At 66.8% G+C, this 14,231-nt stretch carries 17 protein-coding genes and 1 pseudogene; 11 read left to right on the forward strand and 7 right to left on the reverse strand.

Features of this window, described 5'->3' with window-relative positions:
* The 5 genes from GJ631_RS17375 to GJ631_RS17395 form a co-directional block, all read left to right on the forward strand.
* A partial coding sequence (locus tag GJ631_RS17375) for an NADH-ubiquinone oxidoreductase-F iron-sulfur binding region domain-containing protein (protein ID WP_305079941.1) occupies positions 1 to 812 on the forward strand: 812 nt, incomplete at its 5' end.
* Entirely contained in the window at positions 809 to 3,961 is a 3,153-nt protein-coding gene (fdhF, locus tag GJ631_RS17380) for a formate dehydrogenase subunit alpha (RefSeq protein WP_156710365.1), read from the forward strand. The genes GJ631_RS17375 and fdhF, both read left to right, overlap by 4 nt.
* Positions 3,954 to 4,568 carry a molybdenum cofactor guanylyltransferase gene (locus tag GJ631_RS17385; RefSeq protein ID WP_156710366.1) on the forward strand — a complete coding sequence of 205 codons (615 nt, stop codon included), beginning with the start codon at positions 3,954 to 3,956 and terminating at the stop codon, positions 4,566 to 4,568. The genes fdhF and GJ631_RS17385 overlap by 8 nt, the downstream gene beginning before the upstream one ends.
* Positions 4,569 to 4,604: 36 nt before the next feature.
* Positions 4,605 to 5,318: an SDR family NAD(P)-dependent oxidoreductase gene (locus GJ631_RS17390; protein ID WP_156710367.1), complete on the forward strand. Its 714-nt coding sequence runs from the start codon at positions 4,605 to 4,607 to the stop codon at positions 5,316 to 5,318.
* A 42-nt stretch (positions 5,319 to 5,360) separates the two neighbouring features.
* Positions 5,361 to 5,990: an SIMPL domain-containing protein gene (locus GJ631_RS17395; protein ID WP_156710368.1), complete on the forward strand. Its 630-nt coding sequence runs from the start codon at positions 5,361 to 5,363 to the stop codon at positions 5,988 to 5,990.
* Between the two features lies 1 nt (position 5,991).
* Here GJ631_RS17395 and yqeC read toward each other — a convergent pair whose 3' ends face one another.
* The gene (gene yqeC, locus GJ631_RS17400; protein WP_156710369.1) at positions 5,992 to 6,723 is read right to left on the reverse strand and encodes a selenium cofactor biosynthesis protein YqeC; all 732 of its coding nucleotides are present in this window, start codon (positions 6,721 to 6,723) and stop codon (positions 5,992 to 5,994) included.
* A 79-nt stretch (positions 6,724 to 6,802) separates the two neighbouring features.
* Between yqeC and GJ631_RS17405 the strand changes: the two genes are divergently transcribed.
* Positions 6,803 to 7,270, forward strand: coding sequence for a transporter (locus GJ631_RS17405; protein WP_156710370.1), 468 nt, complete (start codon positions 6,803 to 6,805; stop codon positions 7,268 to 7,270).
* Here GJ631_RS17405 and GJ631_RS17410 read toward each other — a convergent pair.
* On the reverse strand, positions 7,267 to 8,037 hold the full coding sequence (locus tag GJ631_RS17410; protein WP_156710371.1) for a fumarylacetoacetate hydrolase family protein: 771 nt from the start codon (positions 8,035 to 8,037) through the stop codon (positions 7,267 to 7,269). The two genes, GJ631_RS17405 and GJ631_RS17410, sit on opposite strands and share 4 nt — an antisense overlap.
* 88 nt (positions 8,038 to 8,125) lie before the next feature.
* Between GJ631_RS17410 and GJ631_RS17415 the strand changes: the two genes are divergently transcribed.
* The 3 genes from GJ631_RS17415 to GJ631_RS17425 are packed head-to-tail and all read left to right on the forward strand — an operon-like array spanning position 8,126 to position 10,695.
* Entirely contained in the window at positions 8,126 to 9,088 is a 963-nt protein-coding gene (locus tag GJ631_RS17415) for a TIGR03557 family F420-dependent LLM class oxidoreductase (protein WP_197425168.1), read from the forward strand.
* Between the two features lie 58 nt (positions 9,089 to 9,146).
* Complete coding sequence (locus GJ631_RS17420) at positions 9,147 to 9,326, forward strand: hypothetical protein (protein WP_156710373.1); 180 nt, start codon at positions 9,147 to 9,149, stop codon at positions 9,324 to 9,326.
* 40 nt (positions 9,327 to 9,366) lie between these two features.
* Positions 9,367 to 10,695: a GTPase gene (locus tag GJ631_RS17425; protein ID WP_197425170.1), complete on the forward strand. Its 1,329-nt coding sequence runs from the start codon at positions 9,367 to 9,369 to the stop codon at positions 10,693 to 10,695.
* Here GJ631_RS17425 and GJ631_RS17430 read toward each other — a convergent pair.
* Complete coding sequence (locus GJ631_RS17430) at positions 10,668 to 11,579, reverse strand: carbamate kinase (protein ID WP_197425172.1); 912 nt, start codon at positions 11,577 to 11,579, stop codon at positions 10,668 to 10,670. The two genes, GJ631_RS17425 and GJ631_RS17430, sit on opposite strands and share 28 nt — an antisense overlap.
* Positions 11,580 to 11,642: 63 nt before the next feature.
* Entirely contained in the window at positions 11,643 to 12,068 is a 426-nt protein-coding gene (locus GJ631_RS17435) for a GNAT family N-acetyltransferase (RefSeq protein WP_156710375.1), read from the reverse strand.
* Positions 12,069 to 12,184: 116 nt separating this feature from the next.
* Here GJ631_RS17435 and GJ631_RS17440 point away from each other — a divergent pair, with 116 nt between their 5' ends.
* Both GJ631_RS17440 and GJ631_RS17445 read left to right on the forward strand, forming a co-directional pair.
* Entirely contained in the window at positions 12,185 to 12,904 is a 720-nt protein-coding gene (locus GJ631_RS17440; protein ID WP_156710376.1) for a metal-dependent hydrolase, read from the forward strand.
* A 54-nt stretch (positions 12,905 to 12,958) separates the two neighbouring features.
* Positions 12,959 to 13,357 carry an OsmC family protein gene (locus GJ631_RS17445; RefSeq protein ID WP_156710377.1) on the forward strand — a complete coding sequence of 133 codons (399 nt, stop codon included), beginning with the start codon at positions 12,959 to 12,961 and terminating at the stop codon, positions 13,355 to 13,357.
* A 15-nt stretch (positions 13,358 to 13,372) separates the two neighbouring features.
* Here GJ631_RS17445 and GJ631_RS18805 read toward each other — a convergent pair whose 3' ends face one another.
* From GJ631_RS18805 to GJ631_RS17455, 3 genes and pseudogenes are all read right to left on the reverse strand, one after another.
* Entirely contained in the window at positions 13,373 to 13,546 is a 174-nt protein-coding gene (locus tag GJ631_RS18805) for a hypothetical protein (protein WP_178917107.1), read from the reverse strand.
* 43 nt (positions 13,547 to 13,589) lie between these two features.
* Positions 13,590 to 13,997 carry a hypothetical protein gene (locus GJ631_RS17450; RefSeq protein WP_156710378.1) on the reverse strand — a complete coding sequence of 136 codons (408 nt, stop codon included), beginning with the start codon at positions 13,995 to 13,997 and terminating at the stop codon, positions 13,590 to 13,592.
* Positions 13,998 to 14,074: 77 nt separating this feature from the next.
* Positions 14,075 to 14,231 (reverse strand): annotated as a pseudogene (locus GJ631_RS17455) (transcription initiation factor IIB 2); the annotation flags it as partial.

The raw sequence follows: 14,231 nt of genomic DNA on the forward strand, positions 1-14,231 counted from the left end.
GGGCCCGACGCCCCCTCGTCGTCGAGCGACTCGAAGCCGCCGGCGAGTGGCACGTCGTCGCCGCTGAAGACGACTTCCGACTCGGCGAACCGACGATGGCGCTGGAGCGACTGGAGGGCAACGACCGAATCGAGGCGCGACGCCGCCCGCCCGGTCCCGAGGAGTGGGGGCTGTACGGACGGCCGACCGCCGTCCACACGCCGCGAACGCTGTTGCAGACCGCCGAGTTGTGGCGGAATCCCGAAGCCTTCGACGCCGAAACGTCCGACCCCGGAACGCGTCTCGTCTCCGTCGGGGGCGACGTGGCCGTCCCGGCGACCGTCGAGTTGCCGACCGACGTGCCGCTGTCGAGGGCGCTTTCGGCGGTCGACGCTCCCGACGACGCCCGCTTCGCCGTTGGCGGTCGGTTCGGCGGCGTGACTCGTTCGCTGGATGTTCCCGTGGCCGCGCCCGCGCTGAGTGCAGCCGGGCTTGGTACCGAGGGCGTCGTCGAAGTTCTCGGCCCCGACCGCTGTATCGTCGCCAGCGTCGGCGAGCGCGCCGCCTTCGCCCGCGAGGAGAACTGCGGCCGCTGTGTTCCGTGTCGAGAAGGGTCGAAACAACTCCACGAGGCGCTTCGGGCGGTGTACGACGGTGAGTTCGACGCCGCGAAGATTCGGGAGTTGAGTCGCGTCATGGCGACGACGAGCCTCTGTGCGTTCGGCGAAACCGCCGCTCGACCCGTCCGGACCGCACTGGAGGACTTCGAGGGCGAGTTCCGCGCTCATGCCGACGGCAGGTGTCCGGCCGGCGCCTGCGGGGGGCTGCAATGAGCGCCGACGAACCCGTACCGACGCCCGGAATACCGGACATCGAGGACCCTCGGCCATCGACGCCGCTGACCGAGGACTTCCGGACCGGAACTGCAAACGACCCGCCGAGGCAGGGTTCGGGGGCCGACGCCGCCGCGACACTCACCGTCGACGGCGAGACAGTCGTCGTCCCGCCCGAATCGACGCTTCTGGACGCCGTCGAAGCGGCCGGCCGCGAGGTACCGGCGCTGTGTCACTATGACCGCGACACCGACGCCAGCGAGGAAATCGGTCCGCGGTCGACGTGTCGCACCTGCGTCGTCGAGTCCGACGGCGACCTCGTCGCTGCCTGCTCAACGCCCGCAGAGGACGGCCTCTCGGTCGAGACCACGGCTCCGGACGCCGAGGAAGCCCGGAGCGTCAACCTCGATTTGGTGCTGTCGAACCACAACCTCCGGTGTACGACCTGCGGGAAGAATGGCCGCTGTGAACTGCAGGACGCCTCCATCGAGGCGGGCGTCTCCCACCCCCGCTACGGCGTCTTCGACGACCGCGACGAGTACGAACCGCTGGACGCCTCCTCGCCTATCAACATCGACCGCAACAAGTGCATCCTCTGTAATCGGTGCGTCGAGGCCTGCAACGACGTACAGGTCGAGGGCGTCCTCCGCGTCGAGGGCACTGGCGAAGACACCCGAATCGGCTTCCAGACCGGTGCGGAGACGATGGCGGAGTCGACGTGCGTCTCCTGTGGCCACTGCGCGACGGTGTGTCCGACCGGCAGCCTCGTCGAGGAAGGACTGGTCGACGCGACGACGCTGCCGTTCCCCGGCTTCTCCCAGCGGAATTCCGTTGGCGAGGTGCTGGAGCGGGACGACGGTGACAGCAGCGGGACCGAAGCCGAACCCGGTGTCGACGGCTTCATGCAGCGAGCCAAGCGGCAGGCGACCGACAGCGCGAGGGACCTCCGCGCTCGCGCGATGAAGTTCGGCGAACACCTCGCCGAGGACATGGCGGCGACGGTCCTCTCGGAGGGCCTCCTCTTCGGAATCGCAAAGCGCGTCGGCGACGCCCGACTGAAACGCGTCGACGAGACGGAGACGACCTGTGGCTACTGTGCCGTCGGCTGTCGGTTCGACGTGTACTCGAAAGACGACTCGATACTCGGCGTCCGAGCGACGGACCCCGAGGCCGCCCCCGCAAACGACTTCTCGACGTGCGTGAAGGGGAAGTTCGGCTACGGGTTCGTCGAACGCGAGGACAGGCTGACGACGCCGATGATTCGGGAAGACGGCGAACTGCGCGAGGCGTCGTGGGAGGAGGCCCTCGGCCGTGTGGCGTCGGAACTGGGTGACATCCGCGAGACGGGGGGCCCCGACTCGGTCGCCGCCTTCGCCTCATCGAAGTGTACCAACGAGGACGACTACCTCCTCCAGAAGTTCGCACGGACGGTCCTGGAGACGCCGAACGTCGACAACTGCGCTCGGCTGTGTCACTCCTCGACGGTCGCTGCACTGCTACAGACGGTCGGCTACGGCGCGATGTCCAACAGCATCGAGGACGTGGCCAACGCCGACGCCTACCTGCTGTCCGGGACGAACACCACCGAATCCCACCCCGTACTGGCGACGAAAATCAAGCGCAACGTCCGCGACGGCGCCGACCTCGTCGTCGTCGACCCCCGGAAGGTCGACATCGCCGAACACGCCGACCAGTACCTCCGCTCGAACCCCGGTTACGACGTGGCGTGGCTCAACGGGATGGCACGCTACATCATCGAGGAGGACCTCTACGATGCCGAGTTCGTCGCGGCGAACGTCCACGACTTCGAGGCGCTTCGGGAGAAGGTCGACCCCTTCACGCCCGAGGAGGTCCAGCGGTTGGCGGGAATCGCTCCCGAAGAATTGAAACAGGCAGCAGAAACCATCGCCGAGGCCGAATCCGTCGTCTTCGGATGGGCGATGGGGCTCACCCAGCACAGCCACGGGACGAACAACGTGCTCGCGATGGCGAACCTCGCGCTGTTGACCGGCAACGTCGGCAAGCCGAACGCCGGCCTCTCGCCGTTCCGCGGCCACAACAACGTCCAGGGCGGTGGCGGCGACATGGGGACGCTTCCGAACAAACTCCCCGGATACGGCGACGTGACCGACCCCGAGACGGTCGACCGTTACGAGGCCGAGTGGGGCGTCCGACCGCCCGAGGAGGTCGGCCTGAAAGTGACCGAGGTGTTCGAAGCTATCCACGACGAGGAGGTACGTGGCCTGTTCGTGATGGGCGAGAACCCGGCGCTGTCGGAACCCGATATCAGCCACGCCGAGAGCGCCCTGGAGAAACTGGAGTTCCTCGCCGTCGTCGACATCTTCGAGACGGAAACCACCGACCACGCCGACGTGGTGTTGCCGGCCGCCTCCTTCGCCGAGAAGTCGGGGACGTTCACCAACACCGAGCGCCGCGTTCAGAAAGTCAACCCCGCTGTCGACCCGCCCGGTGCGGCTCGCCCCGACTGGCGTATCGTCCAGTCGCTTGCCAACCGGATGGGCGCGAACTGGAACTACGACGACCCCGCCGAAATCATGGACGAAATCGCCCGCGTCGCACCCATTTACGGGGGTATCAGTCACGACCGCATCGAACGCGAGGGCGGCCTCCAGTGGCCCTGCACCGACAGCGAGAGCCCCGGCACGAAATTCCTCTACGCCGACGGCTTCAACTTCGACGACGGCATGGCCCGGTTCGTCCCCGCCGACATGGGCGAACCCGGCGAACTCCCCAGCGAGGAGTTCCCCCTGACGCTGACGACCGGGCGCGTCCTGTATCACTTCCATACGGGGACGCTCACCCGCCGGGTCGACGCGCTGACCGACCACGTCGGCGAGAGTTTCGTCGAAATCAACCCCGAGACGGCGCGTCGACTCGGCGTCACCGACGGCGAGACAGTCCGCGTCGAGTCCGAACGCGGTGACATCGAGGTCCGGGCGTGGGTAACGGACCGACCCGGCGACGGCGTCGTCTTCGTCCCGATGCACTTCGCCGACGGCGCGGCGAACGTCCTCACCGGCGAGCGCTACGACCCCACGAGCGGCATCCCCGAGTACAAGGTCGGGAGCGTCCGCGTGACGCCGCTCGGGAGCGACGGCGAGAGCGCGACGGCCTCCACCGATGACTGACGAGCGTACCGGCGTCGTCGTCGCCGGCGGTCGCTCAGTGCGGTTCGGGGCCCGCGACAAGACGGTCGCCGACCTCGCCGGAAAGCCGTTGATTCGGCACGCCGCAGAGCGCCTGCTCGAGGTGACCGACCGCCTCGTCGTCAACTGCCGGGCCGACCAGCGGGCGGCAATCGCCGAGGCGCTGTCTGGACTGGACCCGACGTTCGCCATCGACGAGGAACCCGATAGGGGACCCGTCGGTGGTATCGCCACAGGGTTGCGAGCGGCCGAAACTCCCTACGCGGCCGTCGCCGCCGCCGACATGCCGCTGCTCGATTCCGGCCTCTTCGAGTATCTCTTCGAGCGCGCCGCGGGCCACGACGCCGCCGTCCCTCGCCCCGGCGACTGGTTCGAGCCGCTGCACTCGGTCTATCGCCCCGAACCGATGGCCGAAGCCTGTGAAGCCGCCCTCGAAGAGGAGGACACCCGCATCATCGAACCGCTGTTCTCCCTGGACTACGTCGTCGTCGAGCGCAGCGACCTCACCGCCCACGGCAGTCTCGACAGTTTCGAGAGTGTCGACACGCCCGCCGACTTGCAGTGGGCCACCGAGCGACTCCCCGAGTAGGACCACGCTCTTGTCACCGGAGACCCTCTGTCGGATATGCCACGAACTGCAGTTATCGCAGGAGTTGGCCCCGGATTGGGTACCTCTATCGCCGAACGGTTCGCGGAGGAAGGCTGTTCGGTCGCATTGTTGGCGCGCTCGGAGGCGTACCTCGATGACCTCGCGACCCGGCTGCGAGCGGAGACTCCCGGTGATGCCCTCGCCGTGTCAACGGACCTCGCCGAACCGTCCGACATCGAGGCGGCCTTCGCGGAGATTCGGGACGCCCTCGGCAACGTCGACGTGCTCGTCAATCACGCCTCGGCCGCCTCGTGGGACGGCCTCTTGGAGCAATCGACGGATGATTTCCGGCGAGCGATGGCCGTCGGCCCGGAGGCCGCGTTCCGCTGCTCGCAGGAAGCCGTCTCGGATATGCTGGACGGCGACGGCGGAACGGTCATCTTCACGGGCGCGACGACCTCGGTCCGAGGGCGTACGGGGTCTGTCGGCTTCAGCGCCGCGAAGTTCGCCTCTCGCGGACTCGCACAGTCGATGGCACAGGAACTCGGCTCCGAGGGCGTCCACGTCGCCCACGTCGTTCTCGACGGTGTCATCCGGCCGCCGGGTGGCGTCCCCGAGGACGAGACCCAGTCGTATCTCGACCCCGACGCCATCGCCGAGCGGTACTGGTCGCTCGTCGAGCAGTCGACCGACACGATGGATTTCGAGGTTCACCTCACCAACGGCGACGGCACCGTCGAATTCCTCTAGTCTCGGGCGAGGAACTATGTCGATTCGGCGTCACGGACGGATATGACCGAACGGACGGTCACCACGAGCGGGACGGGGAGCACAGCAGCACAACCGGACATCGCGGAAGTCCGGCTGTGGGTGGCGGGTCGAGACGATGTCGCCGAAATCGCCCACGAACGGGCCCGCGATACCGAAGCGTCGCTCCGAACTGCACTCTCTGCGGCCGACGTTCCGGAGGACTGCATCCGTCGGACCGACGCCCAACTCGAGGACAGAGACAACGGCTTCGAGATACACACCGACGACCCCGAGTACCGAGCGGAGTTTTCGATGGTCGTCGACTGTGTCCCAGAACAGGCCGACGATATCGTGGGTGCAGTCCTCGATGCTGGCGATGGGTCGGGTATCGAACGGATTAGTTTCGACGTCGGCGACGAAGCGCGGATGCGTCTCGGCGAGGAGGCCCTCGACGACGCGATGACAGTCGCTCGCCGCAAGGCGGAAGCTATCGCGGCCGCTGAAGGCCTCACTGTCGGCGAAGTTTTGGAAGTGACGACGGATAACATGCCCAGTGGGATGGAGAGTATCGTCGACGACGCGCTCGGTTCCTCCGAGTCGGGGTTCCACCCCAACCCTGTCGAAATCGAGGCGTCGGTCGAGGCTACCTTCGAACTCCAAGACGGCGACTGATTCAGGCCGTCACCACATCGACGACCCGTCGGAGGTCCATCCGGCCGAGAACGACGCTGTCGATGCGTGGGTGTTCGAGCACGCCGGCAGCGATTTCTCGGGCGGTCGTCTCCAGCGACTCGTCGTCGACCATGTTCAAAAGTGGGACGACCCGGGCGTCCGCAGGGACACCCTTCAGGCCGCCATCGTCGTGGGTCAGGACGGTCACGATGTCGTCGGGGCGTATCTCCGCGCCGATATCGAGACCAGTCAGTTCGGCGACGCGCTCGGGGCGGTGAACACGCTCGTCAGTCAGCGGTTCGCCGACCGCACGGACACTTGCGACCGGGACGACCACATCGGCGGTGGCCGGTATCTGGGGTTCGTCGTCGGCCGGCGCCTTGAACCACCGCCGTCGCGCCCCGTCTGCCTTGACGAGTATCGGCGCGTCCGTCGCCTCGGCCAGTTCGTCGACCGTCGCCGTCTCGTAGCCGAGATACCGCTCCCGGTCGCCGTCGCGTCCGGGGACGACACCGAGCGGCCAGTCGCCTTCGGCCGCGTTCTCGACGGCGCCGACCGGGTCGTCGGTGACGACGAGACGACTCACGTGGCCCTCGAACGGCGGAATGCGAACCGTCGCGGTGACGACGGCTCGGTTGAGAGCGGCCGAAAGCGCATACAGCGTCGACTTCTTGCCGCCGGCACCGACGACGGCGACGATGCCCTCGGGGTCGAACGCCTCGATGAGGTCCATACCGAGGCGACGACGGCGCGGCACAAAACGGCTCTGCCGGTTCGGGTGTTTATTTGTGGCCGGCGGTCGGCCTTGGCGTATGGTCTTGGATACGATTATGTACACCCTCCACACGGCCTTCGCGTCGCTGTGGGCCGGGTCGGTCCTGTTCGTCGTCGCCGCCGTCCTCCCGCTCGCGATGGACGGCGACATCGCCCCCGAGAACTTCGGCAGCGTCGTCTCGAAACTCCAGTGGGTGACGCGACTCAGCGTCCTCGTAACGTTCCTCACGGGCGGTCACCTCGCCGGAACGCTGTACTCAGTCGAGACGCTGACCGGAACCGCCGGCGGCTATCTCGTCCTCACGATGTTGACGCTGTGGCTGGCGCTGGCCGCCACCGTCGAAATCGGCAGCGCACGCGCCCAGCGAGGCATCGAGGAAGGGAAAATCCGCGAACCGGCCCGCTCTGCTCGCCCGTTCTACCTCGCGTCGGCTGTCTTCGCTGCCGGATTGCTCGTCGTCGCCGGGCTCCTGGGTGTTGCCGGCCGATACGGCCTCCCCTTCTAGGGAATCCGAATCTCGTTTTCCAGCGTTCCGACGCCCTCGACGGTCACCTCGACCGTGTCGCCGTCCTCCAGTGGGCCGACGCCTTCGGGCGTTCCCGTCGAAATCACGTCGCCGGGCTCCAGCGTCAGGTACGCGGTAATCTCCTCGATGAGTTCCGGCACCGAGAAGATGAACTGCTCCCGGGAGGAGTCCTGTCGGAGTTCGCCGTTGACCCGACACTGGACGGCAGCGTCGTCCGGGACTTCCTCGGGGGAGGCCACAACCGGGCCGATTGGTGCGGCGTTGTCGAAGGCCTTCCCTCGAACCCAGTTGGTCTCGACGGACTGGTCGTCGCGGTTCGAGAGGTCGTTCACGCAGGTGTACCCTGCGATGACCGACTCGGCGTCGACGGCGTCGACGTTGCGACAGCGCTCGCCGATGACGACGCCCAACTCGGCTTCGTAGTCGAGTCGCTGCTTGTCGGGCAGCAACTCGACGGTCTGTCCGTGGCTGGCGACCGCGTTCGGCGGTTTGAGGAACAGAAGCGGGCGGTCGGGGACCTCTTTACCCTGTTCGGCCGCGTGGTCGGCGTAGTTGAGGCCGACACAGACGATTTTCGAGGGGTCACACGGCGGCAGTATCTCGACCTCGTCGGCGGCGACCGTCTCCTCGCCGAGGTCGATACGCCCCTCGTCTACGGGGTAGGCGTCGATTTCGGCGCCCTCGTCGTCGGTCCACTCGCCGCGGCGCACCGTCCCTTCGGAGTCGCGGAATCGGACGTATCTCATGTGGGCGTCCGACGGCCGGCCGTGGCTTAAGCGTTCGCGGTTCGGAAGTTGGCCCCATCCTTTTGCGGGACGGCGACGAACGTCGACCATGCAAGTCGGCCTGTTCGCGGCCCACGAACAGCACGCACCGACGACGCTGTTGGACCACGCCAGCGCCGCCGAAGCCGCCGGCTTCGACAGCGTGTGGACGAGCGACCACTTCCACCCGTGGGGGCACACCGACGCCCACTGCGGGGCGGCGTGGCCGTGGCTCGGGGCGGCGCTGGAACGAACCGAGGAGGTGACCTTCAGTACGGGCGTTACGCCAGCTATCGGCCGGTATCATCCCGGTCTAATCGCCCAGACGTTCGCCACTCTCGGTGCGATGTATCCCGGCCGAATCCGGTTGACGCTGGCGACGGGTGAGGCAATGAACGAGAAACCGCTCGGCTACGAGTGGCCCGACTACCCCGAGCGCAAGGCGCGACTCGTCGACGCCTGCGAGATAATCGACCGTCTGTGGGACGGTGGCTTCCACGACTACGACGGTCACTACTGGACACTCGATGCCGCGCGACTGTACACCCTGCCCGATGAGCGCATCCCACTGTACATCGCCGGCAACGGTCCGAACACCGCCGAAGTGGCCGGGCGCTACGCCGACGGCTTTCTCACCCTGGTCGACCCCGAGACGTACGAGTCCGAACTCCTGCCGGCGTTGAAACGCGGCGCGGCCGAGGCTGGGCGGGACCCCGACGAAATCGACCGAATTCGGCAGTTCACGGTCGCCTACGGCGACGACCGCGAGGCCTGCCGGGAGGCCGCCGGCTTCTGGCGCGGCACGCTGGCCGTCGATTTCGACGAGGGCGTCGCGGACCCGCGGGAAATCGAACGACAGGGCCGGGAGGTACCCCTCTCGGAACTCGACGAGTGGGGGTTGATTACGACCGACATCGAAGACGTCGTCGAGGCAATCGACCGCCACGACGACGCCGGCTTCGACGAAATCGAGTTCCTCTCGTCGTCGCCGGACCAGCGGGCGTTCGTCGAGGCGCTCGGCGCCCACTTGTGACCGTCCCGGTACGGAGCCGCCACCACGTTTTTCGGGCCAGCGACCCTACCCATTTGCCATGGAAGCGTTCGTCGAGTTGCTGTGTCCGGAGTGTACCAAGCACTGGGAGGCGACGCCCGCAGCGTTGCCCGACACCGACGAGTCCTTCGACTGCCCCGACTGCGGCGAGCGCCGGCCGCTGTCGGAGTTCGCCAGAACCACGCGTGACCTCGAAGTCCTTCGGGAAGCACCGTCGTAGCGGAACCACCTTTTTGCGCTTGGGAACCGCTCCTCCGACGATGCGCGTACTCATCATGGGTGCGGCAGGGCGGGACTACCACGACTTCAACACGGTCTTTCGAGGCCGCGAGGACGTAGAGGTCGTCGCGTTCACGCAGGCACCGGGGCAGAACCTCGGGGAACTGGAGACGACCAACGAGCGATACCCCGCTTCGCTGGCCGGCGATGGCTACCCCGACGGCATCCCCATCGAGCCCGAGGCGCGGTTGGAGGAACTAATCGAGGAGTACGACGTAGACGAGGTGGTGTTCTCGTACTCCGACGTCTCCTTCGAGCACGTGATGACCGCAGCCTCGCGTGTCGAGAGCGCAGGCGCGGACTTCCGACTGCTCGGCCCCGAAGTGATACAGCACTCCCTCGAAGTGCCCGTCCTCGCCGTCGACGCGGTCCGGACGGGGTGTGGCAAATCGCAGGTGACCCGCGGCCTCGCCGACGAACTCGACAACCGGGGCTACGACGTGGCCATCGTTCGAGAGCCGATGCCCTACGGCGACCTCGAAGCCAAACGCGTCCAGCGATTCGCCGACCGCGAGGACCTCAAAGATATCACTATCGAGGAACGCGAGGAGTTCGAACAGCACGTCGACCGCGGCCACGTCGTCTTCGCCGGCGTCGATTACGCAGAGGTGTTCGAAGCCGCAAGTCGAGAAGCCGACGTACTGCTGTGGGACGGTGGCAACAACGAACTCGCCTTCGCGGAACCGGACCTCCACGTCGTGTTGGTCGACCCGCTCCGTCCGGCGGACACGACGGGGTATCACCCCGGCGAGACGAACCTTCGGCGGGCGGACGTCGTCATCTCGAACAAGGAGAACAGCGCCGACGAGGGCGCCATCGAAGATGTGGAATCGACCGTCGAATCGGTCGCGGGGCCGGTGGACATCTGGCACGCCGATTCCGTGGTGACCGTCGACGACCCCGACCGAATCGAAGGGGCCTCCGTGCTGGTCGTCGAGGACGGCCCGACGCTCACCCACGGCGACGCCGACTACGGCGCCGGGACCGTCGCCGCCGAGCGGTTCGGGGCAGCAGAGCGGGTCGACCCTCGACCGGGAGCCGTGGGGACCGTCGCCGAGACGCTCTCGGAGTACCCGCGACTCGACCGCATCCTGCCGGCGGTCGGCTACTCCGAGGAACAGGTGGCTGACCTCGAAGCCACTATCGATGCCGCGAACGCCGACTGCGTGCTCGCAGGGACGCCCCACGACCTCGAAGCAGTCGTCGACGTTTCGGTGCCAATCGTTCGGGCCCACTACCGCGTGGAGTTCCACGACGGTGATTTCGGCGACTTCCTCGACGCCTACGAATCCGAGTTGTTCGCGGGGTGAACGACGGTGCCGGCCTCGCCGGCCAGCGCCGATTCGACCGCATCGATGTCCGCGACGACGGCCTCACCGCCCGCCTCGGCGAACGCCGCACAGGCCCGCATCTTCGGCGCCATCGACCCCTCGTCGAACTCCCCCGCCTCCAGATACGACCGGGCGGTCTCGGCGTCGACGGATTCGATTGGGCGTTGGTCGTCGGTGCCGTAGTCGAGATACGCCCGGGAAACGTCGGTGAGGAAGACGAGGCGGTCGGCGTCGACGGCCTCTGCTATCAGCCGCGTCGTGTGGTCTTTGTCGACGACGGCCTCGACGCCGTCGAAGCCGTCGACCGTTCGCGTGAGGGGAATCCCGCCGCCACCGCCGCAGACGACGGCCTGCCCAGACGACAGCAGCACGTCGACTGCTTCGGCGTCCAGCACCTCGGTCGGCTCCGGCGAGGCGACGACCCGACGGAACGGTCGTTCTCCCGACCCGATGCGTTTCGTCTCGAAGGGTTTCCGTTCGGCTTCCACTTCGGCGTACCACGGCCCGACCGGCTTCGTCGGGGCGTCGAACGCGGCGTCGTCGGTATCGACGAGGACGCGGGTCAGAAGCGCCGCGACAGAGCGGTCGAGTGCGGCGTCGAGATGTCGCTGGAGTAATCCACCGAGACTCGCCTGTGTCTCCGCGACGAGTACGTCGAGCGGCCGGTCGGGCGTGTCCGCGGCCTCGGCTTCCAGCAGTACGTTGCCGACCTGCGGGCCGTTGCCGTGGGTAACGACGAGTCGCTCGTTGCCGACGGCGTCGGCAAGGGACGAAGCCGTCTCCCGCACCGTCCGATGCTGTGCCTCGAAGGTGCCGTCGGCAGCGAGGGCGTTCCCGCCGACGGCGACGACGAGTCGTGTCACACCCCCGGCTTCGGCGCCGAGTGCCAAAACGTTCGAGGCCGACACGGCGGTGATGTTGGTCCGCTACAGCTGTTTCCGCATCTCGCGGTGGGGAATCCCGGCATCTTCGAACTCCTCGCTCGTCACCTCGTAGTCTAAGCGTTCGTAGAACTCGACGACCGGCACTTGGGCGTGAAGAACAACCGCATCGTATCCTCGGTCGGCCGCTTCAGTTTCCAGTGTCTCCATCAGCGCTCGGCCGAGGCCCGTTCCGCGGTGTGATTCGACGACGGCGACCCGTTCGGCTTTCGCCGTCGCCTCGTCGTACGCCCGCATTCGCGCCGCCCCGACCGCCGTTCCCTCGTCGGTCGCGAGGAAGTGTATCGCCTCGTCGTCCTTGCCGTCGAGTTCCCTGTGTTCGGGGACGCCCTGTTCGTCGATGAACACCTCGCGGCGAACCGCGAGTGCGTCCTCCAGTTCACTGTCGGTTTCGACCCGGCGAACGTCCATACCCGGGAGGTGTGTCGCGAACGGCCTGACGTTTCCGGTCGTCGTACTCGAACCCCCGTCTGCGGCCACGGGCGGCACCCACGCTTAATACGCTGACGGCAGTAGTCCAAGGCGCAATGGAACTCACCTACTACGGCCACTCGACGTGGCACGTTACGGTCGACGACACCGACCTGCTCATCGACCCGTTCTTCGAGAACCCGAAGACCGACACCGACCCGGAGGAGGTAGACCCTGACTACGTCCTGTTGACCCACGGCCACGCCGACCACATCGGCGACGCCGACCGGTTCTCGGGGGCGACGCTCGTCGCCGTGCCCGAACTCGTCAGCTATGCCGAGGACAACTTCGGCTACGACAGCGCCGTCGGGGGGATGGGGATGAACCTCGGTGGCACCGTCGAGTGCGGCGACGCGTGGGTGACGATGGTCCGAGCCGACCACACCAACGGCATCGAGACCGATTACGGCGCCTCGGCGGGAATGCCCGCCGGCTTCGTCATCAGCGACAAGAAGCCGACACAGGAAACGGACCCCGACACCACCTCGTTCTATCACGCCGGCGACACCAGCCTCATGGTCGAGATGCGCGAGGTCATCGGCCCGTTCCTCGAACCCGACTTCGCGGCGCTCCCCGCCGGTGACCACTTCACCATGGGACCGGCACAAGCAGCCATCGCGGCCGACTGGCTCGACGTCGACTACGCCTGCCCGATGCACTACGACACGTTCCCGCCCATCGAAATCGACACGGAGGACTTCGAGCGGGAACTGAAGGCTACGGGTGCCGGCGCCGAGGCAGTCATCCTCGACGGCGACGAGTCCTACACGCTGTAAGCGTCCGAGGGCTACACCGACTTTTTATACTCGCCGGCCGATTGTTCGCTCGCAATGGCTGACATCGAGACCACGACCGTCAACGACGAGAAGTTTCACGCACTGAGCCGGGCCGGCGATTTCGAGTTGAGCATCGACGCCACGGGGTCGGACGGCCCCACGCCGAACGAGGTACTCGTCGCCGACTACGCCTCCTGTTTCAGTTTCGCCTGCCGCGCGGGCGCCCAGCGCGAACTCGACATCGACCTCGGGAAAATCGAAGCCGAGGCCGAAGCCGACCTCGACGACGACGACGACCTCGAGTCCATCGCCTTCCACCTCCACATCGAAGCGGACCTCGACGACGAGCAAGTCGAGAACGTCATCGAGTTGGGCGAGGAGATTTGCCACGTCCACGCCGCGGTCCGTGAGGGGCTTCAGGCCGACATCGACGTGACGGCAGGCGCTTTCTAACGCGAAGTTCGCGTTTCAGAACTGCTTGAGGTTCTGGAGGTCGTGTTCGGTTCGAGCGAACTCCGAGAGCCGTCTGCTCGCGTGACAGTTCGGGCAGTGGAACGTCCGGCCGGGGTCGGGCAACTCACTCGGGGAATCCTGCCAATTCTTACCGCACTCGGGACACAGCAGTCGGACGTACGTTTCCATACCTCCGGCAACGGCGGGCAGGTATGAAAACCTTTGTCACGATTCAGTCGTCGCCGACGACGACAGCGGGGGCAAGCGTCTCGTTGATTCGGCGGCCGTACTCGCTTGCGTCGATGTCCCCGGAGACGTAGGCGCTTGCCCACGCCGCGTCGGCATACCACGTCAGCGTCCGGTCGGCGTAGGCGATGCTGTCGAGTTTCTCGACGGTCCATCCCTCGCCGACCCGGTCGGCGAAGGCGACGGCGACGGCACCGAGGTCGTCGCCGACGCTGTCGCTGTCGTACTCCACTGAAACCACGCCCGAATCCAACGCCAACGCGTCGAGCGTGACACCGCGGGATTCGACATCGTCACGGAACGCCGCTCTGTGGTCGACATCGTCGCCGAGACAGCCGGCGAGGGCCGCCGTCGCTGCAGTACCCGAACCGACGATGAACTCCCGTCGTCGCATACGCTACGCTCTCGGTCCTCAGTAAAAGCGATTGAAAACGTTTCACGCCGCGAATCGAGCGATGAATCCGAACCCGATTAGGCCGTTACGACGTCGCCGGCCTCCAGCAACTCCTTGTATCGGTTACGAATGGTGACCTCGGAGATGTCGGCCACCTCGCTGACGTCGCTCTGAGTGACCTTCTCGTTGCAGAGCAGCGCGGCGGCGTACACCGCGGCGGCGGCGAGGCCGACC

The sequence above is a fragment of the Natronomonas sp. CBA1123 genome, from assembly GCF_009741925.1.
Lineage (GTDB): Archaea > Halobacteriota > Halobacteria > Halobacteriales > Haloarculaceae > Natronomonas.